Below are 24,869 nucleotides of genomic sequence, written 5' to 3' on the forward strand. Positions count from 1 at the left end.
CAGCGTGGCTGCACACGATGCGCAGTTCGTAGAGTTTGTTCAGCGATCCTCGGCGGATCTGCTGCGGTTCGCATGGGGCGTCACTGGCCGACGTGAGACGGCCGAGGATCTCGTGCAGGACGCGTTGCAGCGCGTCTACGTGAAGTGGCGATCGATCGATGACAGCCCGATGGCCTATGCCCGGAAGGCGATCGTGAACCGCCACCTCGATCAGGTCCGGCGTCACAAGCTGATCCGGTTTCTGCCGTTGCCGCAGGGCTTGGCGAACACGCCCGCCCCGACCGAGGCGCCTGACCTGCGTCTCGACGTCCTGGCGGCCCTCGAGCGCCTCCCGGCACGAGAGCGAACCGCGGTCGCGCTGCGCTACATCTGCGACCTGCCCGAGCGAGAAGTCGCGGACCTTCTCGACGTCAGCGTCGGAACTGTCAAGGCGAGCGCCTCCCGGGGCGTTGCGAAGCTTCGCGGCGCGCTCATCGACCGTGAAAGGGTGTGAGTGATGAACGACGAAGACGTCATCCAACTGCTGTCCCGAGTGACCGCGCCGGAGTTCACGCCGGTCTCCCCGGACCGTGCTCTGGCCGCTGCCGTACGACGGAAGCGCATGCGTGCGGGTGGGATCGTGGGCGCCGTCGCTTGCGCTGCGTTCGTCGCTGCCGGCGTGGCTGTAGTCAGGCCGTTCGCGCCAGTGGAGGCTGTTCCAGCAGGGTCCGTTCCTCCTGCCGGGGCAAGCGTCACCGAGGTGGCCGACGCCTATATGCGGGCCTTGACGGCCGAGCAGTGCGAGACCATCCGCGCACTTGCCGTGCCCACGACCCCGACGTGGTGCGGCGACCCCAGGCTCGTCTCGTATCGACGCGACGGTGAGTTGCGCACCCTCCCGGGCCCACCTGGGGGTCAACAGCAGACCTGTGTGCCCTACACGATCGAAACCACGGCATCATCGGATCACTCATTCGACGCGGGGAGTCGGCCGTGGAGCCTGTGCTTCATGCACACAGCGCACGGATGGCGCCTGAGCGATCAGGGCTTCTAGAGGACCGTGGCCCGGGAGTCCTCATCGTACGGCGGCTCGCGATGGCTCAGCTCGACGAGATCACCCAGGCAGACTTCGAGGCCGTCCCCGGCGTCGGCGAGCTCAGCGACGGCGGCTGGCACCGAGCCCAGGCGCTGCTGCTGCGGTGAATGTGCCTGCGTCAAGTAGACCGGCCGACGAGCGACGACCAGCGCGAGGCTAAGGCTGGCGGCTAACAGACCGATACGCCACATCCAGATCGCTACCATCTAAAGCCTATTGACTGGTAGCGATGAGTCGTCTAGTCTGCTTCGTGATGGGAGCTTCACAGGCTGAGGGCCGCGAGCTCCCGCCATCACCCGCAACGACGGTGATCCGCCCGAGGGGCAAGCATGCGAGAACGGTTCGGCAGCAGACCGGCGATCGTCACCCTGATAGCGCTGACCCTGGCCGTGTTCAGCTACGTGACGACCGAGTCGCTGCCGATCGGCCTGCTCCCGGTGATCGCGAATGACCTCGGCACGACCGAGTCAGCCGTCGGGTTCCTGGTCACCGGGTACGGGCTGGTCATCGTGGCCGTGTCCTTGCCCCTCACCCGGATGACGCGCCGCCTACCTCGACGGCGGCTGCTGTGCATCCTGCTCGCGGGCTTCGTCGTCGCGACCTGTGTGTCGGCGGCGGCGTGGAACTACTGGCTGCTCATGGGCGCCAGGATGGTCACCGCACTGAGCCAGGCTCTGTTCTGGTGCGTGGTGACGCCGGCCGCGGCCGGGATGTTCCGAGCCGAGGTGCGCGGCCGGGCCGTGTCGATCCTGTATGCCGGCGTCTCCGTCGCCGCGCTGGCCGGCATACCGGCTGGAACGTGGCTCGGCCAACAGACGAGCTGGAGGATGGCGTTCGTGCTGCTCACCGCGCCGGTCGTGCTCGCGCTCGTCGTGGTCGCAGCCTTCCTGCCCGACACGGCCGCCGGGCACGGCGCAGCGGACCGGGGGAGCGCACCGGACCGAGGCCGATACCTGTCCATCGTTGCCACGACTGCCGTAGCGGTGACGGGCGGATTCACCGCCTTCACCTACATCAGCCCCTTCCTGACCGGCCTGACCGGCTTCGCGACATCGTCGGTCGGTGCACTCCTGCTGGCACGCGGCCTCGCGGGGCTGGCGGCTGTCGTCGTCGTCGGCGTCCTCGTGGACAGCCACGGCTGGCTCACCATGGTTGGGATCACGGGACTGCAGGTCGTTGCGCTTGCGGGGCAGTTCGTCTTCGGCGAGTCCCAGGTCGCGACCGTCATCGCGATCTCTCTAGCGGGCTTCACGCTGGCGGGCCTTCCAGCCGTCCTCGGCTCTCGGGTGCTCCGGCACGCGCCGGGCGCGTCGGACATGGCGAGCGCCGGCACCTCGACCGCGTTCAACATCGGAATCACCGCGGGAGCCTTGTTCGGCGGCATGCTGCTGGCCGGGCCAGGCGTGCGAAGCACGGCGCTCGCTGGAGCCCTGCTCAGCCTCGTGGCGCTTGCACTCGTGCTGGCGGAACCCCTCTTCTCGAGCCAGCGGCTCGCGATGGCCACCGGCCGACCGTCCCGTGCCCGGGGTCGCCCGGATCCCGTGGCCGGATGCTCGGCCAGACACGTGATGCAACCTCCATCTACCTCATAGGCGGTATCATTTCCAGATGCATCCAGACGTTGCCGAGCTGCCGCTCGTCGGCGGCCACGCCGCGCTCGACCTGGTCAACACGCGTGAACGAGGTATGCCGCTCGCCGGAGAGGCGCCCTACGACTACCTGACCGACGCCTCGGCGCTACTGCGCTGGACGATCCGGGCGGGCCTCGTCACAGAGCAGGACGCTGACCGTGTTCGTGAGGCCTGGCGCGACACTCCCGCGGCCGCATACGCGGGTCTCGCCGCCGTGCTCGACCTCCGCGAGAGACTTCACCGCGTTCTGCTCGCGTTGATCCCGCCCACGCACGCGGGGACACCCGGCGATCCCGACGGCACCGCGGCGGGCGACCCGATCGCTGCCCAGGCCGCCCTGGTCGCGCTGCATGAGCGGTGGTCTGCGGCCGCCACGCGAGCCACGCTGGTGATGGACGAGGGCGACCCCCCAGCGATACGGCTCACCTTTGGCACCGTCCCGGCACTGCTGGTGCCCGACCGGGTCGCTGAGGCCTCGCTCGCCGTACTGCTGACGGGTGACCTGACCCGGCTGCGCTCCTGCCCAGTGCCTGAGGGCGGCTGCGGTTGGCTGTTCCTCGACCAGAGCCGCAACGGTTCCCGCCGCTGGTGCCGCATGGCCGACTGCGGTAACAGCGTGAAGGCCCGGCGACTCACCGAGCGGCGACGCGCCGCACGGGTTGCGCCGTAGTTTCGCGGCGGGCCGAGGACGCGCCGTTTGCTCCAGGCGGGCCCGTTCCGGCACCGACGGTCCCTCCAGCCGGCGCTGTGCTGGCTCACCAGCCGAGCTCGCGCAGGCGCGCGTCGCCGATCCCGAAGTGATGCCCCACCTCGTGAATGACCGTGCGGCGGACCTGCTCCACCACCTCGGAATCGCTGTTGCACAGGGCGCAGATGGCTTGCCGGTAGATCGTGATCCGGTCCGGCAGAGCGCCAGCGTAGAACGGCGACCGACGGGTCAAGGGCACTCCCTGATAGAGCCCCAAGAGTCCCGGCGGACCACCGTCGTGCTGCACGGTGACGGCCACGTTGCTCATGAGTACGCCCAGCTGTTCCGGTATGCCGTCGAGTGCCTCGCTCACCATCACCTCGAATCGCTGTGGATCGACGTCGATCATGCAGCAAGTGTCCGGCCCGAATACCAGAGCGGGCACCACTGACGGTTGCCTGCCGTCGCCCATGCCCTTCACCGAGGTTCGCGCGACCCGCCGGCGACACCGGGAGGCGTCGCGTTACGGGGTGGCCGTCAGGCCGGACAGGTCGGCGGCATACGTCGCCGACTACTTCTCCAGCACCGTCTCGGTGCTCTCTCTCGTGACCGACCCCGACCGATGACTTTCGTGCGGTTCCGCGGTCTTATTGCTGGCAGCCGCATCCAGCGGCGCACCACCACCAACGGGAATCGAGGAAGCATGGCTACGTTCACGACCATCGGTCACGTCGATCGCGCGGGCCTCATGGCATCTGCACCGGGTGTCCGCGATGCGTGACCAGCGTCCTGGCCCGGCTGACGGAGCGGGAATCGAGGTGTCGCCGCCGACTGTCACCCCGGTTCTGGTGGCCGAGCTGCTCGCGGAGGGCGAACGGATGCCGGTCTACGTGCACGTCATCGAGCATCCCGACGCGCGTGTGCTCGTCGATACCGGCATGACGCAGCTGCACCCGGCGGTGGCCGACATGGATCCGCGTCTGATGCCGCTGAGCGCGCGGGCCGACTTCGACCCGACCAGCATCGACGTCGTCATCAACACGCATCTGCACTTTGACCATTGCGGGGGCAACCACCTGTTCGCCGGCAAGCCGATCTACGTCCAGCGCCGAGAGCTCGACGACGCGCGTAGCCAGGACGACTACACGATTCCGGAGTGGGTCGATGCGCCCGGAGTGCAGTACGTACCGGTCGACGGTGCGCTCGAGCTGCTGCCGGGACTTCAGCTCGTCTCGGCGCCGGGCCACACGCCAGGCTCGCAGGTGGTCGTTGTCCAGACGGGCGGAGGTCCCGTTGTCATCGGGGGCGACACGGCGGTCTTCTTCGCCGAGCTCGACGAGCCGCGCACCGAAGGCCAGCGGCTGGTGCGAGCGCTCGACCCCAAGGAGGTCTGGCTCTCGCACGAGCACGAGCCGTGGCGGCCGCACGCCGAACAGGATGGTTGATTCGAGAGGACAATCCCCTCGTGCCCACAAGAGGCGCAGACGGCGCGGCAGAGCCGCGGTCCCCGGCGTCGCTCAGCGCGGCAGCGGGTTCGGGCCGGTCGCGGTGACGAGCCGCTGGGGCACCCAGGCGTCAACGTGATGGAACCCGTCGTCGAACGGGCCGGCATCAAGCTCGACGGACGCTCTGAGTGACAGTCGATAGAACTTCACGTGAGTGAAGTCCTCGAACAAGATGTAGACGGGGTCCGGTGTGCTGTTCGGGCCTTGGAACTGCTGGCCCGTCAGGACGGGCTTGTGGGCCCCGACGAACGCGTCGAAACCGTCACCGACCACGACGCCGAGGTGCTCCAACCCCATCTTGTAGACGCGCTGGTGCACGGGCGGGATGAGCTCGATGAGCGGGACGACTTTGCCGTCAAGGACTTCAAGCGGCTCGGCGGGGACGATCAAGGAGATCGGGCGGCCGTTCCACACATTTTCGCGATTGGCGACCGCGTGGCGCTCGAGCAGGTTCCGAACGTGCACGTACTGGTCCCACTCCGGCACGCGGACCGCGATGTGGCTCAGCGGGTACGGGCGGATGTCGATGCCCCGGGCCAGAAGGCGGTCTCGCTGCTGCGCGGCGAACGCCCGATAGTCCCCGATGATGTCGCCCACCGGATCGGCCATCGCCGCCTCCTCTCGGCCGCCACGATACGACGTCGTGGGTCCGGGACGCACGAGGCGCGCTCGTCGACCGACCATGCCGTCGTCGCGATGATTGGCTCGCGGCTCGCGGCTCGCGGCTCGCGGCTCGCGGCTTGCGGCTTGCGGCTTGAGGCTCGCTGCTTGCGGCTCGCGGCTCGCGCGCCTGTGCTGGGCGTCGGGAGGCTCAGCCGCTGGGGAGCCGTGCTTCGACGGCCCACCCGCCATGGTGGGTTCGCCCGGCGTAGAACTGGCCCCCGAGGGTCTGTATGCGCTCGCGGAGTCCGACCAGACCGCGCCCGGTCCCTGCCAGAGTCGGGTTGCCGTGCACCGTGTTGTCGTTCTCGACGCGCACGGTGAGGCTGCGCTCGGTCTCGTCGACGCTGATGACGATGCGCACCTCCGACCCCGGTGCGTACCTGAGCGCGTTGGTGAGGCTCTCCCGGACCACTCGGAAAGCCAGATGCGCGACGGGAGCAGCGACGCGGTCACGGTCGCCTTCGAAGCGGCAGCTGACGTCGAGCCCGCTGCGGGCGGCCCGCGCGACGACCTCGTCCACCAGCGAAAGGTCTGGTCTCCCAACGAAATCGCCGGCGCTTCCACCAAGGAGCTTGATCAGCTGCTCGAGGTCCTCGGTGCCTTGCCGCGCGGACTCCGAGATGGCAGCGAAGGCCTCCTTGGCCCGTGCCGGGTCGGAGTCCACCAGTCGTTGCCCAGCGGCTGCCTGGATCACCATCACGCTGATCGCATGACCGACGATGTCGTGCAGCTCGCTGGCGATCCGAGCCCGCTCGTGACGGAGGGCGATCTCGGTGAAGAGCTCACGCTCCTGCTCGAGCTCCTCGACGCGCATGGCCAGCTGGTCGGCGGTCTCCCTGCGCAGGCGCAGTACGGTTCCGGCGGCATACGGGGGGACCGTGAAGATGAGCACGGGCACCCAGCTGGTCGCTCCGCTGAGGATGTAGAGGGGCACCAGGTATGCCGCGGCGCAGAGCGCGACCAGCCAGGCTGCGCGGCCGGACCAGCCCAGCGCCAGCAGGGCGTAGCTGAGGGAGAAGATCGCCACCGCCGTGTCCGGGAACCAGCCACCCCCGATCGCGAGCGCCAGCAGCAGGAGCCCGAGCGCCAGGACCGGCGCGGCACGCGGATGGCTGCGCCACCACATCAGGGCGAGTCCGGCGCTCAGGACCACGAGGGTGAACAGGTTGCCGCGGAGTGTGGTCGGCCAGCCGCGCAGCGCGGTCGGCAGCGCCACGAGAGCGAGGATCCCGAAGGCGATGCCGCTCCGCTCGAGCGCGCGCATGCCGGTGTTGCTATCCATGCACGGGGAGCTGGGCCAGGGCGTTGGCGTGGCCTCTGCTCACCTTGACATCGAGGGAGCCGCCGAGGAACGTGGCGCGTTCCTTGGCGCGGGATACGGCGGCCTTGAAGTCGGCGGACCTGTCGACCGGTCCGTGCACGCGGATCTCCAGCGCGTCGTCCTCGAAACGGACGCCTACCTCGATCGGTGACTCCGGCTGGTCGACCAGCACGTTCACCAGGTGCTCGATGATGCGGTACGCGGAGAGCTCGACCCTCGCGGGGAGCGAGCGCGGGTCACCGGCCACCGTCAGACGAGAGTCCGCACCGATGTGCCGGGCCAGCAAGGCGTCGAGGTGGGCGACCGACGGTGCGGGGGCCAGTGCGACGTCGCCGCCACGCAGGAGACCCACGAGCTCGCGCATCTCGTCGAGAGTCGCCCGGCTTTGGCTCTCGATGGACTCGAACAGCGCCCGGGCGCTGTCCGGGTCGAGGTCCTTGCCGGACTCGGCGGCGGCCGTGAGCTGGCCGAGCCGCTCCTGCAGCAGGCTGTCGAGCTCGCCGGAGAGACGGATCCGGTCGCTGGTGAGCTGCAGGGAGACCCGTTGGTCGCGCAGCTGCCGGAGCTCTGCCGTGCGCGCGCGCAGCTCGGAGCTCATGGCCGTGCGGTGTCGCACGGCGCGACCGATGGCGAAGACGATCAGCAGGATCGGCAGCGCGAGCACGATCAGTCCGAAGCCGGTCGTGGCGTCCATCACCAGCACGGCTGCCGTCAGCGCCATGGCGAGGCCCAGCGATGTCCACGACCGCCTGCGCTCGTGGGACGCGGCCCCGAGGTAGGCGAGTACGAGCGCCAGCGGCAGGCCGGCCCCGCACCTGGTGACCCAGCCGAAGGCGAGGTCATGTGCCGCCATCGCCGCCACCGCGATCCCGGTCACGACGATCACGTCGCGCCGCCACCACAGCACCGGGACCGTGGCCGCGGCGAAGACGGGGACCATGGCCCACGAGTGGGACGTCATCTCGTGGACCATGCTGCCGGCCGAGATGTTCGCTGCCACCTGCGCGTCCGAGATCACGACGTTCCCGACCATCAGCCACACGCCCAGCGCGGTGAGGGCTCCGGCGAGCAGCCAGTCAACGGGACGCAGCCCCGTGAAGATCCCGCTGCTGGAGCCGTCACTCATCGCTCGATCCCCTCAGGCGCGCACGTGCTCGACTGCCAGCGTAGGCCCGGCCGCCGACTTCTCGGCACGTGACTGCACGAACCTTCCGATCCCGTAGAAGAGGGCGGCTGCCGGCACCGAGACCGCGAGAGCACCCAGACCTCCTGTAGCCGAGTCCTTCACCAGAGTGACGATCTGGAAGGCGAGGATCCCGACCAGGCCGAGGGCCTGGTTCTGCTTGCTGCCGGCGAAGCGTGCCACGGCGTATGCCATCGCCATCGACAGCGGCAGCGCCCACCCGCATCTGGTCACCCATCCGAACATCGGCACGCTGGCTGCGGTGACCACGAACGAGACGCCGATCACCGTCACGATGCTGCGTCGCCGCCACAGGATCGGCACGGCGGCGATCGCGAAGACCGGGACCATGAGCGCGGAGTGCGAGTCGAGTGCGTGAGCGACGTCCGCGGTCGCGTAGACGTTCTCGAGGCCGATCAGCACCGCAAGGACGACCATCATGGCTGTCAGCACGTAGTCGAGGGGCCGGATGCCCTTGAAGATGTCCATAACTGCTCCTTCGATCCGGTGTCTGACTGACCCCGTTGGCCCCAGGCTCACAACCCGGCCTCGTAGTCGGCGTCCTCAACGAGGATGAGGTTTCCCCGGGGCGTCATCCTCAGGGCCGGGGTCGCGGGGTATTGCTTTGCCGTCGGCCCGCCCGGTCGGTCGCTCCTCCACGAGGTGCGCCAAATGCGCCTTGAACGTTGCGCCGGCGTCACCTTGTCGCGCGTGGCCGGCATACGTCCTCTCGTATGCCGGCCACGCCCCCACGGCGCCCCCCTTGGCAGGGGTCACGGTTCGGTGAACCGGATCGAGTCGACCACGTCCTCGAGAAGGTTCGCCGCAGCGGCGTCCCCCGTCGGGAACCCGATCGTGAAGTAGTAGCCCCGCCCACGGTGCGTCAGCCCGCTGCCGACGATGGTGACGTCCGCGCACCGGTGCGTGACGACGCTCGCGGGCTGGCCGCCGACCACATCGCTGGCGGCGCTCTCGCGGCAGCCCGGCGGGCGCGCGCGGTCGACGAGGCTGTCGAGCCCGGCAATCCAGCTGGCCGGTCCGGTCTCGGTTGGGATCACCATGGAGTTGGCGACGAGGAAGGCGTCGCGGTCCGGAGCCGAGATCACCTCCTCTCCGGGGAGTCTCACCCCTGCGACGAACTGGGCGAAGCTGCGCCACGTCCCGTCGTGCTCGACCACGGCCCAGCCCGGTGGGACGATCAGGCGGTACCCGTGACGGTCCGACACGAACGGTGCCGGTGGCCTGGAGGCCAAGGGCGTGGGGCCGGGCCCTTGAGCCGGGTCGGCGGTTCCGGCCTGAAGTCTCGCCGGCTCGACGGCGCACCCGGCTGATACGGCGAGGATGGTGACCGCCGTCCCGAGGGCTGTGGTCGTGCGGAGCCTCACGGATGTGCTCCTGGGTCGGCTGGGTTGGCTGGTTGACGGCACGGGTCCCATGACGCGACCGCCAGGTGCGCTGATGGCGGACGGCGATGCCCCACGTGCGTGCCGCAGGTAGTAGCCCAGCATGGCCAGCGAGGACACCGTGTAGAAGGAGTGCAGGAACCAGATCGGCCCGAACGGCAGGCTGACGACGTACACGGTGTGCACGGCGTTGCCTGCGTTGATGAGCACCAGGTTGCCCAGGCTGTACGACTGCAGGTCCCTCGTGCGGTGGGCTTTGACCAGCATCGGCACGGCGCTGCCTGCAAACACCAGGCTGGAGATGACGCCGGCGACCACGGCTGGGCTCGCGTTCATCCTGTGCGTCCTCCTTCCGATCCGTTGTCCGACCGACCCGTTGGCCCCACACTCACAACCCGGGCTCGTCGTCGGCGTCGTCAATGAGGATGAAGATCTCTCGGCGCGTCATCCTCAGGGAGGCTTCGTATGCCGCCGCAGATCCTCGCCAGCCGGGCCGACCCACGAACCGCCGAGCACCCCGACTGCGCCGGCGGGAAGCTCAACCACAACCGCGTCCATGCCTAACGGCATACGTCGATGACGTCTGACCGATCCGCTTGAGCCCGAGTCGATTCCGCGCAGTGACACGCGCGCTGGGTGGTGCGGGGCTTACGTTCCGCTGGGGCGGGCGAAGCCTGTCTCGAACGCGACCACGACCGCTTGCACGCGATCGCGCAAGCCCAGCTTGGCGAGGATACGGGCGACGTGGGTCTTCACGGTCGTCTCAGCGACCACCAGCTCGGCGGCGATCTCCGCGTTCGAGAGGCCGCGGGCGATCAGGCGGAGCACCTCGAGCTCGCGCCCTGTCAGCGACGCCAGCCGGTCCGGCACGCCGGCGGGCGGCTCCGGTTCCGCGAAACGCTCCACCAGCCTCTGGGTGATGGACGGCTCGATCAGCGAGTCGCCCGTTGCAGCGGCACGGACCGCGGCGATCAGGCGTGAGGAAGGCGCGTCCTTGAGGAGGAAGCCTGCTGCGCCGGCGCGGAGTGCCCGATAGATGTACTCGTTCTGGTCGAAGGTCGTGAGCACGACGATCGTGGGCGGGTCCTGCTGACGCAGGATCTGCTCGGTGGCGGCCAGTCCGTCGAGCTCGGGCATTCGGATGTCCATGAGCGCGACCTGCGGCTTGGTCAGTGCCGCCTGACGGACCGCCTCTTTGCCGTTGTCGGCTTCGGCGACGACCTGGATGTCGCCCTCGGCCTCCAGGATCACCCGGAACCCGGTGCGGACGAGCTCCTGGTCGTCGGCGATGAGGACCCTGATCACCCGCTCATTGTCTCGACCCCCGGCGACATCCGAAGCGTCCGTGAGGATGACGCACTGAAGGATCTTCATCCGTAAGTACGACGCCGACGACGAAAGGGGGTTGTGAGTCTTGGGCCTACGGGTCAGTCAGACACGGGATCGAAGCAGGAGTCGTGGAGTGGAACGGGAGCTGAGTCATCCGGTGGCTGCGTCGAGACGCCCGGTTCTGATGCTTGGTCCGCGTGCTCCACGGGCTCGATCCGCGTACTCCGCGTACTCGATCTGCGTACTCGATCCGCGTACTGGCACTCGGGTGCTCACGGGCTCCGCGGAGGACTCTCGTCGTCATCGGGTCGCGAAGGAGGAGTCATGACCAGCACGCTGCTGCGAAGCACGGGGCTCGACGAAGCGGTGGCCCGGGCCTTCCGACCGCACCCGAGTCCGGGCCGGCGAGTCGGCCTGGAGATCGAGCTGATCCCGGACGTGCCGACCTACGAGCTGAGCGATCGTGGCCGGACCGCCGCGCGGCTCGGCCGGGATGTCGACGTCTCGGTGGAGCCCGGCGGCCAGGTGGAGCTGAGCCTCGGTCCGCGACCGTCGGCAAGGCAGGCGGTCCGCGACGCCGTCCTGGCGATCGGCCGGGCTCGACGCCGCGCTGCCCGTGAGGGCGTGACCCTGCAGCTCGTCGGCGTGAACCCAGCCCTCGAATGGTTCGACGTGCCGCTGCGCACTGCGACGCCGCGCTACCTGGCGATGCAGGAGCTGTTCGACGAGCGCGGGCACGACGGGCGGCGGATGATGCGCACCACCGCGTCCCTGCAGATCTGCGTGGACCTGCTCCCCGGCGCCGCCGGCGTCGACCAGTGGGTCGTGGCGAACCTCATGGGACCCGCGCTCGCGGTCGCGTTCGACAACACGCCGAGCACCTCGCCGGCCGGCAGCTCGCGCACCGCGATCTGGCGCGGTGTCGACCTGCGACGTACCGGCTACGACGGCCGTCACGTCGACGCCTCGGACCCGGTCGGCGCCTATGCGGCCTTCGCCGCGGCCGCCGAGCCGCTCCCGATCGAGCAGGCGCTCGACCCGGACTACCACCTGTCGACGCTGTTCCCGCCGGTCCGGCCACGTGGTCGCTACCTGGAGCTCCGCTTCCTCGACGCGCAGCCCGTGGACCGGATCGAGCAGGTCGTTCGCACCGTCACGGCCCTCATGTACGACCCGGTCGCGCGCCGCCAGGCCCTCGACCTGCTCGACGCCGTCGCCGGCGACCTCGACTCGGCCTGGGCCGCAGCCGCCGCAGGACACGCGCCCCACGTCCCCGACCTGCTCGAGATCGCTGCCGCCGGCGCCGCGCGCCTGGCCCACGACGAGACGGAGGCCGGGTCATGACCATCGTCTTCGTCAGCGACCCGCTTGCGCGGCTCGACCCGAGCATCGACACCAGCGTCGGGCTCATGCACGCGGCGCAGGACCGCGGTGCCGATGTCTGGGTGACCGAGGCCCGACGGCTCGACATCGTCGACGGGCGTCCACGCGCCCACGCCCGGCAGGTGCGACTCGCTCCGAGCGAACGGACCCACGGCACCCGGTGGAGCGTGCCGACGCCGTGGTTCGAGGCGTCTGCGCCGGAGCACCTCTGGCTCGACGACACCACGGCGATCTTCATGCGCACCGAGCCACCCGTCGACGAGACGTACCTGCATGCCACCTTCGTCCTCGACCTCGTCGACCCCTTCGCCACCGCCCTTGTCAACGACCCGCGCGGCCTCCGCGTGGTGAGCGAGCACCTGCTGCCGCTCCAGTTCCCCGACCTCATCCCGCCGACAACGGTGACCGCCGACCCAGACACGCTGCGCGCGTTCGTGACCCAGCAGCGCGTCGCCGTCCTCAAGCCCGTGGACGGCTTCGCCGGCAGAGGAGTCCTGCGACTCGACCCGGACGACCCCAACCTCCCGTCACTCCTCGAGCTCGCAACGGACCACGGCAGGCGCCTGGTCGTCGCGCAGCGGTACCTGCCCGAGGTGTCGGACGGCAACAAGCGCGTCTTCGTCCTGGACGGAGAGCCACAGGCCGCGGTCTACCGCTACCCGCTCGAGACCGACTTCCGCATCGGCGCACCAGCCTCCGCCGCGCCGGTCACGGCCCGCGACCGACAGATCTGCGAGCGCCTGGCGCCGATCCTCGCCCGCCACGGGCAGCGCCTCGTGGGTCTGGACGTCATCGGCCCACACCTCATCGAGGTGAACGTCACCAGCCCCGGCGCCCTGCGCAAGGCCGACGGTCTGCTCGGCACCACGCTCTGCGACGACGTCGTCGACCGCGTCCTCACCCCCACGCGCCACGGAAGGAAACTCGCATGACCACCATGACCACAGCCCTCGTCTGCACCGCCGTCCTCGGCGCTCTGGTCTTCGCCCTCGGGGCCAACGTCACGCGGCTACGCGCCATCCGCGGCAAGAACGGCGGCCCGCAGGCCTCGACCGACCCGGCCGACCGGCTGCTCATCGCGATCCGGGCGCACGGCAACGCGAGCGAGTATGTGCCGACGCTGATCGTGCTGTTCCTGCTTGTCGCCTGGCAGTCGCCCGGCTGGTGGAGCACGACCCTGGTCGTCGCCGCCACGGCAAGCCGCCTCGTGCACGCTTCGGGCATGCTGGCAAGCACCTCCCTGGCCACGCCGACGATCTCGCGCGAGGCCGCGGCCGCGGGCACCTACCTGTTCGGGCTGGCGCTCGCGGTCACCACAGCGGTGGCGGTGCTCTGAGCCGTGCCGGTGCGATCGGAGTTCACCAGGGAGCGGCTCGACCAGCTCGCGGCCGCGGGCGGCACGGTCGCGCTCACCGACGACGACCTTGCGACCTCACGAGCCGACGCGCTCCGCTCCCATCCCGCCGGCAGTGACCTGTGGGTGTTCGCCTACGGCTCGCTCATGTGGAACCCCGCCATCGCGGTCGTCGAGAGCCAGCCCGCAACCGTGGCCGGATGGCAGCGGTCCTTCTGCATCGACCTGCCGGGCGGCCGCGGTTCGGCCGACCGGCCTGGACTCATGTGCGCGCTCGTGCCTTCGGGTCGCTGCCACGGCGTGGGGCTGCGCATCGCGGCCGCGGACATCGAGTCAGAAACCACCATCCTCTGGCTCCGCGAGATGGCCTTCGGCGCCTACCGCGCATCGCTCCTGCCGCTCACCATCGGCGGCCTGTCCGTGGATGGTCTCGTGTTCGCGGCCCAGCCGTCCCTCGTGGTCGAGCTCGACCTCGAAGAGCAGGCACGCCGGATCGCGCACGCCGAGGGACCGGTTGGCACCAACCGCGACTACCTCTTCCGGCTCGCCGACGCTCTGCGTTCGCACGACCTCGAGGACCCCTACGTCACGAGTCTGGCCGCCCGCGTGCGCGAGCGACATACCCACAGCGGAGGTATGCCGCCTGGCTGAGCCCCGCGGCATACCTGAGCTCGCGCGCCGAGCAGTCCGCTCAGCGGTGGCCGTAGGCCTCTCGCCATTGCCTCGAGACGGTCGAGAGTCGTCAGCGTGTCCCCACCCCGCGCACCAGGGCGGCGACGCTCCAAGGCTTCGTCCGCCGTTCTCGCAGGTCGTCCAGGTCGCCGGCGCAGGCGGTCTCAGGGCTACGGTCATGGCGTCGCGGGCGTAAAGTCTGTTTGGGCGCGGCGTGAAGGAGAGGCCAGGGCGATGACGAAGCGTTCAGGCGAGGACGAGCGGGACTGGGCGGCCGACAAGCGCGACTTCGTGGCCGATCGACGAGACACTCTGGCCGATGAACGCGACGTCGCCGCCGACACCAGGGATGCCGTCGCGGACGAGCGGCAGGCAGCCATGGACGCGCGAGAAGCGGCGATGGACGAGCGGGATCGGCAACAGGACGAGCGTGCTGCCGAGCAGGGTCTGCCCACCGACAGCGCCGGGCGATCCGAGGCTGCCGCGCAGCGGTCCGACGAGCGCGCTGCGCGGGACCAGGAGCGCCTCGACAGAGAGGAGCTGCGGGCCCAACGTGACCTCGACTCGTCAGACCGGGACGCGGCGACGAAGCGACGGGACGCCGCACTGCCGTCAACGAGGCTGGCCATGGCCTTCGCCGAGATCGCCGAGCAGCTGTACTCCGCTGACACCTTCGACGATGTCCTGCTCCGCATCGCGCAAGCCGCGGTGTCTACGGTCACTGGCTGCGACATGGCCAGCGTTACGCTCAGCGAGCGCGGCGCCTACCAGACGGCCGCGACCACCGATCCGGCCGCGAGGGCCGTCGACCAGGCACAGTACGACGCTCGCGAAGGACCCTCTCTGGACGCAGTCGACGCACCGATCGTGTACGCGCAGTCGTTCCCGGACGAGCGCTGGCCCCGGCTTGCCTCACGTCCCGCCGACCTTGGAGCCCAGTCGGCCGCCTCCTACCGCCTATCAGCCGCAAGTCTTGCGACCGCCGGGGCCGGCGGCTCGCTGAACACCTACGGCAACGTGCCCAACGCATTCACCGACGAGGCCCAACAGATCGGGCTCATCCTGGCCGCGCATGCGTCGATGGCCGCGGGAGCCGTCCACGAACGCGCCAACCTTCAGGACCTGGCAGACAACCTGAGCACGGCCCTGTTGACCCGAGACGTCATCGGGCAGGCCAAGGGGATCCTCATGGAGCGGCTCAAGCTCACCCCGGAAGACGCCTTCGACGCACTACGTCACTCGTCCCAGCGGCTGAACGAGAAGCTCCGGGCCGTGGCGCGACGGCTGGCCGAGACCGGCGAGTTCGACAACCGGGACCTTCCGCACGGCTGACACAGCTAGGGCGTCTCCGCGGGCCTCTGGATCCGCATTGGCTCGGGTAAGCCTCGATCGGCCCATCTGCCGATCCGACCGCCTCAGAACACAAACGGTCCCGGCCCGTCCGCACTTCCGATGGCAGGCGTAGGTCGGGAGCAGGCGGCGGGGCAGGTTTTGAACGGCCTCGCCCTGGGTAGGTCTGCGCCACAAGGTCTGTCGGAAGTGGGAATCGAGGAGGTGGCATGACCCTGCCCGTTCCAGCCGCCCATGGCGATCCGTCCGACCGCGGAGTACTTGGCGCGCTCGAAGAGATGGTCGCCGATCCGGCATACCCCTGTCTCGGGGCAAAGTCGGTGTTCCGGCGTGACCGGGTCACGCACGTCGTGCTCGACGACATGGACGCGCCGGCGACGGCGGAGGTGTTGCTCAGGCACCTCGAGGCGTTCGCCGAGGGCGGCTTCGACCCCGACGGGTTTCACTCGTTCATCGCCTCGTTCCGCGGCCCCGTACACAGGGATGAGGCGGGCTTCGAGAGATCCCTGTTCGAGCTGCTTCAGCACCTGCACGACGCCGACAGCGCACCGTGGGCGCCTGGGGTCCGGTCCGACCCGGCCGACCCGCACTTCGCGTTCAGTGTCCAGGGCACGGCGTACTTCATCGTCGGACTGCACCCGGTGGCCTCGCGCGTCGCACGTCGGGCGCCGCTGCCCACACTGGTGTTCAACCCGCATGAGCAGTTCGAGCGCCTTAGGGCAGACGGCAGGTTCGACGGCATGCGCACCCGGATCCGGGCGCGGGACGAGCAGCTCCAGGGCTCGGTCAACCCGATGGTGGCCGACCACGGCCAGTCGAGCGAGGCCAGGCAGTACTCAGGTCGCTTCCACGATGCGCGCTGGGTTCCACCGCTCGACGTACACGAGGAAGAGACTGACCGATGACCGACAGTGTGACGAGGCCGGGAACCACCCACAAGCAGAGTGAGTCGGACAGCGAATGGCCTTCTCCGGCATACGGGTTCGAGCGGCTGTCACCTCAGACCGGCGTCGCCTTCCTCCTGCCCGCCGGGGCCCGGCTGACCGTGGTGGACCCCGTGGGGGAGCAGGTCAGCGACTTCTTCTGCGTGATGGCCGACCGGCTCGACGAATGGTTCTCCTCAGGGCGGACGATCGACTACGCGAACTCGGTCGCGGTCACGACGGGCACGGTGCTCTACAGCAACCGCAGCCGCAGGATGGCCGTCGTCGAGCAGGACACGTGCGGGCACCACGACATCCTGCTGACCCCATGCAGTCAGGAGACGTTCGACATCCTCTATCCACAGCTTGACGGTGCCTACCACCCGAGCTGCTACGAGAACCTCGCGACATCGATGGCGGCCTACCGAGTGGCGCCGGACACCATCGCCACCACGCTGAACGTCTTCATGAACGTGTGGACCGAACGGGACGGCACCGTGCACATCGACCCTCCCACCTCCCGCGCCGGTGACCGCCTGACGCTGCGGGCCGAGGCAGACCTCGTCGTCGGGCTGACTGCCTGCTCGGCCGAGAAGTCGAACAACGGCTCGTGCAAGCCGATCGACTTCACGGTGTCGCTGCCGGGCTCGGCGTGACCGCTGCCACGTGGCTGGCAAGGCCTCACACACGTAGAGCCCGGCACTCTCGGATCCACGGCCGTGTATGAGCACCGGATGAGCGGGTGGGGGGTCGGCCGCGTGGGTAGGTGGTTGACGACAACCCAAACGGCAAAGGAGCGTGCTCGTGAAGATCGGATACTTCCTGTCCTGTGAGGAGTACACCCCGTCCCAGCTCGTCGAGCAGGCCCGCCTCGCCGAGGAGGCGGGCTTCACCGGCCTGTGGATCAGCGACCACTACCACCCGTGGAACGATGCCCAGGGACAGAGCCCGTTCGTGTGGTCGGTCATCGGCGCCATCTCGCAGGTGTGCTCGCTGCCGGTCATGACGGCAGTCACGTGTCCGACCGTGCGGATCCACCCGGCCGTCGTCGCGCAGGCAGCGGCGACCGCGTCGGTGCAGCTGGACGGGAGGTTCGTGCTGGGTGTCGGCACCGGTGAGGCCCTGAACGAGCACATCCTCGGCGACGCATGGCCGGAGGAGGCCGTGCGCCTCGAGATGCTCGAGGAGGCCGTGGAGGTGATGCGGCGGCTCTGGAGCGGCGAGGTTGTCTCGCACCGAGGGACGCACTACACCGTCGACACCGCGCGCCTCTACACGCTCCCGGACGAGCCGCCGAAGGTGTACGTGTCGGCCTTCGGCCCGAAGGCGCTCGATGTTGCCAGGCGGATCGGCGACGGCTTCGTGACCACCCAGCCAGACGGCGACGCTGTCCGCGAGTTCCGTTCAGGTGGAACGAACTCGGCGAAGTGCGTCGGTGGGGTCAAGGTCGCCTTCGCGGCCACGCGCGAGGAGGGCGTGGACCACGCCCACCGTCTGTGGGCGAACGCCGGGGTTCCGGGAGAGCTGGCCCAGGTGCTGCCCAACCCGAAGCACTTCGAGCAGGCGTCACAGCTGGTGACGCGGGAGGCGACGGGGGAGTCCGTCGTCGCCGGCAGCGACGCCGCCGAGCACAGGGACGGCTTCGAGCCGTATGCCGCGGCCGGCTTCGACGAGGTTTATGTTGCCAACATGGGCCCGCACTACCAGGACATGATCCAGTTCTATGGAGAGCACGTCCTGCCGGAGGTGGCGGCCTCTTGAGCGGATCACCACTGACAGGATCATCACCGACCCGGTCGGCAGGTCCGCCCGACTCCCTCACGCCGGAGGGTACGGGGAACCGTTGAGCAGCCCGGCCAGATGTGCCGCGTTGGCAGCCAGGGTCGACGTCACGCCCGTGACCGCCTCGGGCGCCTCGTCGAGGTCCTTGTAGTCGGTGCTGTGCATCGCCTCGCCATTCCAGTAGGTGACGCCACCGGCCGGGATCGTGAAGCCGACGTCGTTCAGGGCCTGGAACAGCACACCGGTGATGTGGTGCGCGCCGTCCTCGTTGCCGACCACGACGCCGACCGCCACCTTGCCGTAGGTGCGCAGCCGTCCCTCGTCGTCCTTCTCCGACAGCTCTGCGTCAAGCCGTTCCAGCACGCGTTGGCACACGCTGCTCTGCTGCCCGAGCCAGGTCGGGGTGGCGACAACGACGATGTCGCTGGCGATGAGCTGTTGGCGGATGAGCGGCCACTCGTCGCCGTCGCCCAGGTCCATCTCGACGCCGGGACGGATGTCGTGGTCGACGATGCGGACCATCGAACCGGCCACGTCATGTGAGGCGAGCGCGTCGAGGACCTGCTGGGTCAGCAGCTCGGTGCTCGACTCGGCGGGTGACGGGCTCAGGGTGCAGTTGAGCGCAAGGGCACGAAGCGGCATACGGACTCCTCCTCGGAATCAGGCTGGGAACGCTTGGTTTCCAAGCGCGGTCGTGCGACCAGCACGACGAGTCGAAGGACCCCTACCCCACGGGCGAGGGCGGTAACCAGCATCGGCCGTTCGGCTCGCGACGGGCCGTTGGACCACGGTGGCTGCGCCAGGATCACAGCGCGGCATGAGCGGTGTGAGGAGGGAGCGACCCGGCAGTCAGTTGAGGTGCTCGCGCTCCCACCACACGTGCTCGAGCACCCGAAGATCGGGGAGCGCCATGGACCACGCCCCGTGAAGGTAGGCGTCAAGCTCGATGAGCGAAGCATTGCCCCCGCACGCGACGAACTCCTGCCAGAGTCTTCCCGCGGACAGGGCGCCGGAGTCCAGGGCGTGCCTTATCTTGGCGCTCGTACCGTGGAGGTCGGAGCCCGGTTCGAGGAGCGAGGGCAGCGCTGATGACTGCCTGCGGTCGGGGACCCCGAGCCGGCGCAGCGACTCCCGCTCGTGGCGCCGCTGGAGGGTGCGAGACAGACGAGTCCGGGCCTCGACGGCCCGAGCGAGAGCTCTCCGGGCGCGTTCCTGCGCGAGCGCCACATCCGCGTCGCTGCTGGTGGCGCCCTCTTCGAGCAACGCGTTCAGCCGGACCCCGCACTCGGTCGCCCGCGCTCCGGCCGCCTCGCGGGCTCGCGCCCAGAGGGCACTGGTCTGGTCGTCAGTCCTCATGGCGACTACCAGGTGGTCGGTCCGTTCTCCAACGCATCGCTGAGCAGCGTGACCTGACGGGCGAGGGCATCTCGCTCCTCCAGGTCAAAGCTCATGACCCTGAACTGGCTTCCGTGTTCTCCCATCGGTACACCTCCGGGACTCACATGCCTCGAGCAGCCGTTGCCTGACTTCCTCAGCAGTCCTTCGACTCTATCGCCGATGGCTGGGTGCGGCAGGTCATGAGTCTGGGTCTGGGTGGCCCGAGGTAGAGCGCTGCGTGGGTATGTAACCCCGGGGAACATGAGAGGAGCGTCATGACGGAGGGGTTCGCCCTCGGGTTCGGTTGGTTGATCTTCCTGCTGCTGCTTGCCGTCCTGGCGGCCGTGCTGCTGCGGAGCAGGTCGTGAGCCCGGTGTCTGAGGGTGAGTGCTCGCCGGCGGACCTGCCTCGGCGGTCCGGGCGAAGCGCTCGATCGCTCGTCGCAGCTGGGCTCCTCGGCTCCGTGTGCGTCGCAGGCTGCGTAGCCCCGGCATTCGACTCGGGTGCGTTCACGCACAACGCGATCCAGGCGCTTGACTCCGCGCAGAGCCAGACCAGGACGGCATACCTGGCCGTGCAGGCCAAGCTCGACGACAAGCTGACCCAGCCCTACGTCGACAACGTCGTGACCGAGTCCGAGGACGCGATGGGCCCGATCGAGGACAGCTTCGGCAAGGTCGACCCACCCACGGCGTCTGACGGCACTCTGCGGGACGACGTGGGCCGGCTGCTCAGCGACGCGGCGGACGCGCTTTCCTCGGCCCGGATCGCAGTGCGCGAGCATGACGAGCCGGGTATGCGGCAGAGCGTGAAGGACCTGGGCACGCTGGCCGACCAGCTCGAGAAGAAGTCGCAGGCACTGGCGTGAAGAAGCTCTTCGCGCTGAGCCTCGGGATCCTCACGGCTATCGGCGGGTTCGTCGACATCGGCGACCTTGTCACCAACGGCCTGGTCGGCTCGCGATTCGGGATGTCGCTGGCGTGGGTCGTCCTGGTCGGCATCCTCGGCATCTGCGTCTTCGCGGAGATGAGTGGCCGCGTTGCTGCGGTGAGCGGCCGGGCGACCTTCGACCTGGTGCGGGAGCGCCTCGGGCCCCGGATGGGACTGGCCAACCTGCTCGCGTCGATGGCGGTGACTCTGCTGACGTTCGCTGCCGAGATCGGCGGCGTCGCCCTGGCACTGCAGCTGGCGACCGACGTCAACCGGTACCTGTGGATCCCGATCGTCGGGACTGTCGTGTGGCTCGTGCTGTGGCGGGCCAAGTTCTCTGTCCTGGAGAACGCGTTCGGTCTCGGCGGGCTCGCCCTGGTCGTGTTCGCGGTCGCCCTGTGGCAGCTCGGCCCGGACTGGTCCGACCTGTGGCGCCAGGCGTCCGGACCGATCGTCCCGCACGACGAGAGCCACACGACGTACTGGTACTACGCCGTGGCCTTGTTCGGCGCGGCGATGACCCCATACGAGGTGTTCTTCTTCTCCTCCGGGGGTGTCGAGGAGCGGTGGACCAGCCGCGACCTGGGCACGATGCGGTCCAACGTGTTCGTCGGGTTCCCGCTCGGCGGGACGATCTCCCTGTCGATCGCGGCGTGCGCGGCCGTTGTCTACCTCCCGCAAGGGGTTCAGGTCGACACGCTGGGCCAGATCGGCATGCCGATCGGCCTGGCCCTTGGTCAGCTGGGAATCGCCTTGGCACTCATCGGTTTCTTCGCCGCCACGTTCGGGGCAGCCTGCGAGACAGGGCTTTCCGTCGGTTACAGCATCGCGCAGTACTTCGGCTGGCAGTGGGGGAAGTACGTCGAGCCGCTCAAGGCGGCCCGCTTCCACGTGGTCCTGCTGTTGTCGGCGATCGCTGCGGTCGGCGTGCTCCTCACGACGGTCGATCCGATCATGCTCACCGAGTACTCAGTGGTCTTCTCGGCCATCGCGCTGCCGTTGACGTACTTCCCGATCCTCGTCGTCGCGAACGACCGCACCTACATGGGCCGGCATGCGAACGGGCGGCTGGCCAGCACGCTCGGCTCCATCTACCTGGTCGTGGTCCTCGTCGCAGCGGTCGCCGCGGTCCCGCTGATGATCGTCACCCGAGCCGGACAGTGAGGCCCCGATGACGCGTCCAGCACAGCCATATCCCGCTCGGTCCCAGCGGGCGCAGCCTGCGCAGCGGGCCCACGAGGCCACCTCACGGCCGGACTCGGTGCGCCTGGACGTGATGCTGCGCCTGCTCGACCACCAGATCGTCGGGCCTGACGACGAACTGCTCGGGAACGTCGATGACGTCGAGCTGCTCGACACCGGCGCCGGGCTCTTCGTCACCGGCATCGCCATCGGACCGGCGTCGTTGGCGCAGCGGCTGCCCGGGCGCATCGGCGACTGGCTGTACGCCATCTGGCGCCGCCTGCACCCCGAGCCCGATCCCCAGCCGCTCGTAGTGCCCATCGAGCGCGTCACCCGCATCGACTCGGCCGTCGAAGTGGACCGGTATGCCGCCACGGTCCTGGGTGAGGCCTTCGGGCTCGAGCTGTGGCTCAGGAAATACGTCGTCTCCCGGATCCCCGGAGCCAAGGGCGGCGGCGACGACAGAGACACGGCACAGCGGGCGCCGGATGACCCCAGCGCTCCCGGCCCGGGCGCGACTCGAAACCCGCTCCCGGGCGCCTGCTTCGCAAGCGCCTTCGTGGGTCGCCCCGTCGTGGACGAGTCGACTCAGCACCAGGTCGGCAGGCTCTGCGAGATCCACGCAGCAGCAGAGCCCCTGGACGCCCCGCAAACCCCGATGCAGGTCACTCACCTGCAGTACGGACAGCATCTTCGCGGATCCGAGCTCGGGTACAACGCCGACAGCAAGCAAGGCCCGTGGCTCGTCGCCGCGCTCGTCCGGTTCTGGCAACGCGGCAACCGGGCCGTCCCCGCAACGCTGGTGCGCGACCTCGGCGGCCCCGACCGGCCCGTGGTGGTCAGCAGCACCGCCGACCTTCGCCACCCGTATGCCGTCGGCGACCAAGAGGACTGAGCGCGCCAGTCCGGCTGGCGTGACGGCATACGTAGCGGTCCTGGGTGTGGTTTCCTCGAACGCCCCAGGGGGTAGGTGAGCGGACAACCTCAACCGCAAGGAGAATGCCGTGCCCGATGTCGTCGACCTCATCAAGAACGACCACCGCGAGGTGGAGCGACTGTTCGACCTGCTGCGCGACCCGGCATCCCGAGCCCAGAACGTGCCCGTCCTGGTCACCCTGCTCACCGCGCACAGCCGCGCCGAGGAGGCTGCCGTCTACCCGGTGGCCCGCGACGAGGCCGGAGCGGCGGACAAGGTGGCGCACTCCCAGACCGAGCACGCCGAGGCCGACGAGCTGCTCAAGCGGCTCGAGTCCGCTGACCCCGAGTCGGACGAGTTCGACTCGGTCCTCGAGGAGCTCGCCCAGGCCGTGTCCCACCACGTCGAGGAGGAGGAGTCCACGGTGCTGCCGGCGATGAGCCAGGGCCTCGACGACACCCGGCGCGATGAGCTGGCCGAGGCGTTCCTTGCCAGCCGGGCCGAGCACCTCGGCGACACCCCGGAGGACATCACGCTGGCCGAGCGCCGCACCCAGGCGGCCAATGCCGAGATCGACGGCCGCGGGTCGAAGTCCAAGGACGAGATCGCCGAGGAGCTTGCCGCGAAGGCGAAGGAAGAGGAGTCCGAAGAGGAGTGACACACGGGGCCGGCGACCTGGCCCAGGTCAGCTCCCCCGACCGCTGGACCGCCGGTCAACCCGCGCCGACCACAGCAGGGAGCGGCACGTCGCCACCGCTCAGGCCTTCGTGTCGAAACCGATGCGTGAGTCCTGAACCGGTGACGCGCCATGGACGAGGCAGAAGGGATGACCGGCCGGGTCCAGGAAGACGCGGTTGCCGGTCTCGGGCGATCCTGGAGCCCGTCTCGCGCCAAGCGACAGCGCTACCGCTTCGGCCTCGTCGATGGAGTCGTTGCGCTCCATGCAGGTCCCGTAGCCCGGCGGGCCCCCAGGCGACACCGACTGCGCGGGGTACGACGTCAGGACGGGTGGGTACAGGAGGGCCATGACGTCCATGGAGCGGGCCGTGGCTGACTCATGAGGAGCATCGGCGTCGAGGAAGAGCTGCTCCTTGTCGATCCCCGCACCGGGCGGCCCCGGTCGGTGTCGGTCCAGCTGCTGCGACGGGCGGGGGTCGATAACCTCCCCGACGTCGGCGTGCGTGGCGCGATCGAGGGCGAGTTCCACCAGCAGGTCGTCGAGATCCACACCGCCCCGGTCACCAACCTGCGCGACCTGGACGCCGAGGTCGACCACTGGCGCACCGAGGTGATCTGGGCCGCGCGTCAGATCGGCGCAGCCGTGGCCGCACTGGCCGCCTCTCCACTCCCGGCGACACCGGTCCTGGCCGACTCAGAGCGCTACCGGTGGATCCAGGAGCGCTACCAGGTCGTGACGCGCGAAACCATGACCTGTGGGCTTCACGTGCACGTATCGGTCGAGTCCGACCACGAAGGTGTGGCCGTCATCGACCGGCTGAGGCCGTGGCTGCCGGTTGTGCTGGCGTTGTCGGCGAACTCGCCGTTCAGTGCCGGTCAGGACAGCGGCTTCGCGAGCTATCGCACCCAGATGCAGGGGCGATGGCCCGCGTGGGGCCAGACCGAACCATTCGGCACGGCCGAGGCCTATCACCGGCTCGTGCGGCGGATGAAGGACACAGGTGTCATCCTCGACGAGGCGATGGTGTCCTTCGACGCTCGGCTCTCGCACCACTACCCCACGGTCGAGATCAGATGCCCTGACGTGTGTCTTCGTCGAGCCGACACTGTGCTCGTCGCCGCTGTATGCCGCGGCCTGGTCGAGGCTGCGGCGGCCAGCTGGCGCCGGGGTGAGCCGTTCCCCGACGTGCCGACCGCCCTGCTCAAGCTGGCGACGTGGCAGGCGAGCCGAGAAGGTCTCTCGGGTCAGCTCATCGACCCGGCGACCGGCCGGCCCGCCCCTGCAGCGGCCGTCGTCGACCAGCTGATCACCCGCATCTGGCCGCACGTCGATGCCGCCGGCGACAGCTGCGCGGTGCGGGCTGGGGTGAAGCGTCTGCTCGAGGCCGGAACTGGCGCCGACCTGCAGCGTCGCACGGCCGCACGCACGGGTCGCCTCATCGAGGTGGTGAGCCAGGCGGTTCGCCTGACGGCCGGCATGGAGGACGCGTGACCTCGCCGAGTGGGTAACTGAGAGGCATGGAG

Annotated in this window: 28 protein-coding genes; 18 read left to right on the forward strand and 10 right to left on the reverse strand. The window is 69.3% G+C overall.

Annotated features, from left to right (window positions below; genetic code table 11):
- The first annotated feature begins 4 nt into the window (after positions 1–4).
- The 4 genes from ACYVLP_RS06110 to ACYVLP_RS06125 all read left to right on the forward strand — a co-directional run bounded on the left by ACYVLP_RS06110 (position 5) and on the right by ACYVLP_RS06125 (position 3,376).
- Complete coding sequence (locus tag ACYVLP_RS06110) at positions 5–493, forward strand: SigE family RNA polymerase sigma factor (RefSeq protein ID WP_460626452.1); 489 nt, start codon at positions 5–7, stop codon at positions 491–493.
- 3 nt (positions 494–496) lie between these two features.
- Positions 497–1,033 (forward strand): hypothetical protein, encoded by a 537-nt coding sequence (locus ACYVLP_RS06115; protein WP_460626453.1) that lies wholly within the window; start codon positions 497–499, stop codon positions 1,031–1,033.
- A gap of 371 nt (positions 1,034–1,404) precedes the next feature.
- Positions 1,405–2,667: an MFS transporter gene (locus tag ACYVLP_RS06120; protein ID WP_460626454.1), complete on the forward strand. Its 1,263-nt coding sequence runs from the start codon at positions 1,405–1,407 to the stop codon at positions 2,665–2,667.
- Between the two features lie 16 nt (positions 2,668–2,683).
- Positions 2,684–3,376 (forward strand): CGNR zinc finger domain-containing protein, encoded by a 693-nt coding sequence (locus ACYVLP_RS06125; RefSeq protein WP_460626455.1) that lies wholly within the window; start codon positions 2,684–2,686, stop codon positions 3,374–3,376.
- Between the two features lie 85 nt (positions 3,377–3,461).
- On the opposite strand, the gene ACYVLP_RS06130 is transcribed toward ACYVLP_RS06125, so the two are convergent.
- Complete coding sequence (locus tag ACYVLP_RS06130) at positions 3,462–3,803, reverse strand: metallopeptidase family protein (protein WP_460626456.1); 342 nt, start codon at positions 3,801–3,803, stop codon at positions 3,462–3,464.
- A 364-nt stretch (positions 3,804–4,167) separates the two neighbouring features.
- Here ACYVLP_RS06130 and ACYVLP_RS06135 point away from each other — a divergent pair, with 364 nt between their 5' ends.
- Complete coding sequence (locus tag ACYVLP_RS06135) at positions 4,168–4,839, forward strand: N-acyl homoserine lactonase family protein (protein WP_460626457.1); 672 nt, start codon at positions 4,168–4,170, stop codon at positions 4,837–4,839.
- Between the two features lie 72 nt (positions 4,840–4,911).
- Here ACYVLP_RS06135 and ACYVLP_RS06140 read toward each other — a convergent pair whose 3' ends face one another.
- From ACYVLP_RS06140 to ACYVLP_RS06165, 6 genes are all read right to left on the reverse strand, one after another.
- Positions 4,912–5,508 (reverse strand): VOC family protein, encoded by a 597-nt coding sequence (locus tag ACYVLP_RS06140; RefSeq protein WP_460626458.1) that lies wholly within the window; start codon positions 5,506–5,508, stop codon positions 4,912–4,914.
- 202 nt (positions 5,509–5,710) lie between these two features.
- On the reverse strand, positions 5,711–6,844 hold the full coding sequence (locus ACYVLP_RS06145; RefSeq protein WP_460626459.1) for a sensor histidine kinase: 1,134 nt from the start codon (positions 6,842–6,844) through the stop codon (positions 5,711–5,713).
- On the reverse strand, positions 6,837–8,009 hold the full coding sequence (locus ACYVLP_RS06150; RefSeq protein WP_460626460.1) for a sensor histidine kinase: 1,173 nt from the start codon (positions 8,007–8,009) through the stop codon (positions 6,837–6,839). Before ACYVLP_RS06150 ends, ACYVLP_RS06145 begins: the two co-directional genes overlap by 8 nt.
- 12 nt (positions 8,010–8,021) lie before the next feature.
- Positions 8,022–8,555 (reverse strand): hypothetical protein, encoded by a 534-nt coding sequence (locus ACYVLP_RS06155; protein WP_460626461.1) that lies wholly within the window; start codon positions 8,553–8,555, stop codon positions 8,022–8,024.
- 284 nt (positions 8,556–8,839) lie between these two features.
- Positions 8,840–9,805: a hypothetical protein gene (locus tag ACYVLP_RS06160; protein WP_460626462.1), complete on the reverse strand. Its 966-nt coding sequence runs from the start codon at positions 9,803–9,805 to the stop codon at positions 8,840–8,842.
- 312 nt (positions 9,806–10,117) lie between these two features.
- Positions 10,118–10,774 carry a response regulator gene (locus ACYVLP_RS06165; RefSeq protein WP_460626463.1) on the reverse strand — a complete coding sequence of 219 codons (657 nt, stop codon included), beginning with the start codon at positions 10,772–10,774 and terminating at the stop codon, positions 10,118–10,120.
- A 348-nt stretch (positions 10,775–11,122) separates the two neighbouring features.
- Between ACYVLP_RS06165 and ACYVLP_RS06170 the strand changes: the two genes are divergently transcribed.
- The 8 genes from ACYVLP_RS06170 (at position 11,123) to ACYVLP_RS06205 (ending at position 18,241) form a co-directional block, all read left to right on the forward strand.
- On the forward strand, positions 11,123–12,142 hold the full coding sequence (locus tag ACYVLP_RS06170; protein WP_460626464.1) for a glutamate-cysteine ligase family protein: 1,020 nt from the start codon (positions 11,123–11,125) through the stop codon (positions 12,140–12,142).
- Complete coding sequence (gene gshB / locus ACYVLP_RS06175) at positions 12,139–13,113, forward strand: glutathione synthase (RefSeq protein ID WP_460626465.1); 975 nt, start codon at positions 12,139–12,141, stop codon at positions 13,111–13,113. Before ACYVLP_RS06170 ends, gshB begins: the two co-directional genes overlap by 4 nt.
- Positions 13,110–13,517 (forward strand): MAPEG family protein, encoded by a 408-nt coding sequence (locus tag ACYVLP_RS06180; RefSeq protein ID WP_460626466.1) that lies wholly within the window; start codon positions 13,110–13,112, stop codon positions 13,515–13,517. Before gshB ends, ACYVLP_RS06180 begins: the two co-directional genes overlap by 4 nt.
- A 3-nt stretch (positions 13,518–13,520) precedes the next feature.
- Positions 13,521–14,186, forward strand: a complete 666-nt coding sequence (locus ACYVLP_RS06185) for a gamma-glutamylcyclotransferase (RefSeq protein ID WP_460626467.1) — start codon at positions 13,521–13,523, stop codon at positions 14,184–14,186.
- A 255-nt stretch (positions 14,187–14,441) separates the two neighbouring features.
- Entirely contained in the window at positions 14,442–15,539 is a 1,098-nt protein-coding gene (locus ACYVLP_RS06190) for an ANTAR domain-containing protein (RefSeq protein ID WP_460626468.1), read from the forward strand.
- Positions 15,540–15,766: 227 nt separating this feature from the next.
- Positions 15,767–16,462, forward strand: a complete 696-nt coding sequence (gene gntA, locus ACYVLP_RS06195) for a guanitoxin biosynthesis heme-dependent pre-guanitoxin N-hydroxylase GntA (protein ID WP_460626469.1) — start codon at positions 15,767–15,769, stop codon at positions 16,460–16,462.
- Positions 16,459–17,136 carry a DUF1989 domain-containing protein gene (locus tag ACYVLP_RS06200; RefSeq protein WP_460626470.1) on the forward strand — a complete coding sequence of 226 codons (678 nt, stop codon included), beginning with the start codon at positions 16,459–16,461 and terminating at the stop codon, positions 17,134–17,136. Before gntA ends, ACYVLP_RS06200 begins: the two co-directional genes overlap by 4 nt.
- A gap of 148 nt (positions 17,137–17,284) precedes the next feature.
- Complete coding sequence (locus ACYVLP_RS06205) at positions 17,285–18,241, forward strand: TIGR03557 family F420-dependent LLM class oxidoreductase (protein ID WP_460626471.1); 957 nt, start codon at positions 17,285–17,287, stop codon at positions 18,239–18,241.
- 57 nt (positions 18,242–18,298) lie between these two features.
- Here ACYVLP_RS06205 and ACYVLP_RS06210 read toward each other — a convergent pair whose 3' ends face one another.
- Together ACYVLP_RS06210 and ACYVLP_RS06215 are read right to left on the reverse strand one after the other, a co-directional pair.
- Positions 18,299–18,904, reverse strand: coding sequence for a flavodoxin family protein (locus tag ACYVLP_RS06210; RefSeq protein WP_460626472.1), 606 nt, complete (start codon positions 18,902–18,904; stop codon positions 18,299–18,301).
- A gap of 207 nt (positions 18,905–19,111) precedes the next feature.
- Complete coding sequence (locus ACYVLP_RS06215) at positions 19,112–19,618, reverse strand: hypothetical protein (protein ID WP_460626473.1); 507 nt, start codon at positions 19,616–19,618, stop codon at positions 19,112–19,114.
- A 385-nt stretch (positions 19,619–20,003) separates the two neighbouring features.
- Here ACYVLP_RS06215 and ACYVLP_RS06220 point away from each other — a divergent pair, with 385 nt between their 5' ends.
- The 4 genes from ACYVLP_RS06220 to ACYVLP_RS06235 all read left to right on the forward strand — a co-directional run bounded on the left by ACYVLP_RS06220 (position 20,004) and on the right by ACYVLP_RS06235 (position 23,325).
- A complete protein-coding gene (locus tag ACYVLP_RS06220; RefSeq protein ID WP_460626474.1) occupies positions 20,004–20,507 on the forward strand; it encodes a hypothetical protein in 504 nt (167 codons plus the stop codon).
- Positions 20,504–21,733, forward strand: a complete 1,230-nt coding sequence (locus ACYVLP_RS06225) for an NRAMP family divalent metal transporter (RefSeq protein WP_460626475.1) — start codon at positions 20,504–20,506, stop codon at positions 21,731–21,733. Before ACYVLP_RS06220 ends, ACYVLP_RS06225 begins: the two co-directional genes overlap by 4 nt.
- 7 nt (positions 21,734–21,740) lie before the next feature.
- Positions 21,741–22,646, forward strand: coding sequence for a PRC-barrel domain-containing protein (locus tag ACYVLP_RS06230; RefSeq protein WP_460626476.1), 906 nt, complete (start codon positions 21,741–21,743; stop codon positions 22,644–22,646).
- Between the two features lie 109 nt (positions 22,647–22,755).
- Entirely contained in the window at positions 22,756–23,325 is a 570-nt protein-coding gene (locus ACYVLP_RS06235; protein ID WP_460626477.1) for a hemerythrin domain-containing protein, read from the forward strand.
- 99 nt (positions 23,326–23,424) lie between these two features.
- Here ACYVLP_RS06235 and ACYVLP_RS06240 read toward each other — a convergent pair whose 3' ends face one another.
- The gene (locus tag ACYVLP_RS06240) at positions 23,425–23,694 is read right to left on the reverse strand and encodes a VOC family protein (protein WP_460626478.1); all 270 of its coding nucleotides are present in this window, start codon (positions 23,692–23,694) and stop codon (positions 23,425–23,427) included.
- 30 nt (positions 23,695–23,724) lie between these two features.
- Between ACYVLP_RS06240 and ACYVLP_RS06245 the strand changes: the two genes are divergently transcribed.
- Positions 23,725–24,837 (forward strand): carboxylate-amine ligase, encoded by a 1,113-nt coding sequence (locus ACYVLP_RS06245; protein WP_460626479.1) that lies wholly within the window; start codon positions 23,725–23,727, stop codon positions 24,835–24,837.
- Positions 24,838–24,869: the final 32 nt, after the last annotated feature.

It is taken from the genome of Intrasporangium mesophilum, from assembly GCF_054783095.1.

Coding starts and splice junctions, on each gene's coding strand:
- ACYVLP_RS06155 (WP_460626461.1), bottom strand. CDS start 8,555: ATGGACATCTTCAAGGGCATCCGGCCCCTCGACTACGTGCTGACAGCC.
- ACYVLP_RS06215 (WP_460626473.1), bottom strand. CDS start 19,618: ATGAGGACTGACGACCAGACCAGTGCCCTCTGGGCGCGAGCCCGCGAG.
- ACYVLP_RS06190 (WP_460626468.1), top strand. CDS start 14,442: ATGACGAAGCGTTCAGGCGAGGACGAGCGGGACTGGGCGGCCGACAAG.
- ACYVLP_RS06150 (WP_460626460.1), bottom strand. CDS start 8,009: ATGAGTGACGGCTCCAGCAGCGGGATCTTCACGGGGCTGCGTCCCGTT.
- ACYVLP_RS06170 (WP_460626464.1), top strand. CDS start 11,123: ATGACCAGCACGCTGCTGCGAAGCACGGGGCTCGACGAAGCGGTGGCC.
- ACYVLP_RS06245 (WP_460626479.1), top strand. CDS start 23,725: ATGAGGAGCATCGGCGTCGAGGAAGAGCTGCTCCTTGTCGATCCCCGC.
- ACYVLP_RS06130 (WP_460626456.1), bottom strand. CDS start 3,803: ATGATCGACGTCGATCCACAGCGATTCGAGGTGATGGTGAGCGAGGCA.
- ACYVLP_RS06230 (WP_460626476.1), top strand. CDS start 21,741: ATGACGCGTCCAGCACAGCCATATCCCGCTCGGTCCCAGCGGGCGCAG.
- ACYVLP_RS06140 (WP_460626458.1), bottom strand. CDS start 5,508: ATGGCCGATCCGGTGGGCGACATCATCGGGGACTATCGGGCGTTCGCC.
- ACYVLP_RS06240 (WP_460626478.1), bottom strand. CDS start 23,694: ATGGCCCTCCTGTACCCACCCGTCCTGACGTCGTACCCCGCGCAGTCG.
- ACYVLP_RS06210 (WP_460626472.1), bottom strand. CDS start 18,904: ATGCCGCTTCGTGCCCTTGCGCTCAACTGCACCCTGAGCCCGTCACCC.
- gntA (WP_460626469.1), top strand. CDS start 15,767: ATGACCCTGCCCGTTCCAGCCGCCCATGGCGATCCGTCCGACCGCGGA.
- gshB (WP_460626465.1), top strand. CDS start 12,139: ATGACCATCGTCTTCGTCAGCGACCCGCTTGCGCGGCTCGACCCGAGC.
- ACYVLP_RS06160 (WP_460626462.1), bottom strand. CDS start 9,805: ATGAACGCGAGCCCAGCCGTGGTCGCCGGCGTCATCTCCAGCCTGGTG.
- ACYVLP_RS06115 (WP_460626453.1), top strand. CDS start 497: ATGAACGACGAAGACGTCATCCAACTGCTGTCCCGAGTGACCGCGCCG.
- ACYVLP_RS06125 (WP_460626455.1), top strand. CDS start 2,684: ATGCATCCAGACGTTGCCGAGCTGCCGCTCGTCGGCGGCCACGCCGCG.
- ACYVLP_RS06145 (WP_460626459.1), bottom strand. CDS start 6,844: ATGGATAGCAACACCGGCATGCGCGCGCTCGAGCGGAGCGGCATCGCC.
- ACYVLP_RS06135 (WP_460626457.1), top strand. CDS start 4,168: ATGCGTGACCAGCGTCCTGGCCCGGCTGACGGAGCGGGAATCGAGGTG.
- ACYVLP_RS06200 (WP_460626470.1), top strand. CDS start 16,459: ATGACCGACAGTGTGACGAGGCCGGGAACCACCCACAAGCAGAGTGAG.
- ACYVLP_RS06120 (WP_460626454.1), top strand. CDS start 1,405: ATGCGAGAACGGTTCGGCAGCAGACCGGCGATCGTCACCCTGATAGCG.
- ACYVLP_RS06180 (WP_460626466.1), top strand. CDS start 13,110: ATGACCACCATGACCACAGCCCTCGTCTGCACCGCCGTCCTCGGCGCT.